The 224-nt window shown below is 49.1% G+C and carries 2 tRNA genes; both read left to right on the top strand.

Annotation, left to right across the window (positions count from 1 at the left end):
* Positions 1 to 22: 22 nt before the first annotated feature.
* A tRNA-Ser gene (locus tag AB3I00_RS14875) sits at positions 23 to 110 on the top strand.
* Between the two features lie 21 nt (positions 111 to 131).
* A tRNA-Glu gene (locus tag AB3I00_RS14880) sits at positions 132 to 203 on the top strand.
* Positions 204 to 224: the final 21 nt, after the last annotated feature.

Here is a 224-nt window from a genome sequence, read left to right on the forward strand (position 1 = left end):
AGTACAAAATCTTATTGGTTTTGGGGAAGTACTCAAGTGGCTGAAGAGGCGCCCCTGCTAAGGGTGTAGGTCGGGAAACCGGCGCGAGGGTTCAAATCCCTCCTTCTCCGTTTCAATATTTTGTTTTACCTGGCCCGTTGGTCAAGCGGTTAAGACACCGCCCTTTCACGGCGGTAACACGGGTTCGAATCCCGTACGGGTCATTAAATTCAATATAGTTTTAC

This window comes from Enterococcus sp. C76 (genome assembly GCF_040886985.1).
Taxonomy (GTDB): domain Bacteria; phylum Bacillota; class Bacilli; order Lactobacillales; family Enterococcaceae; genus Enterococcus_B; species Enterococcus_B lactis.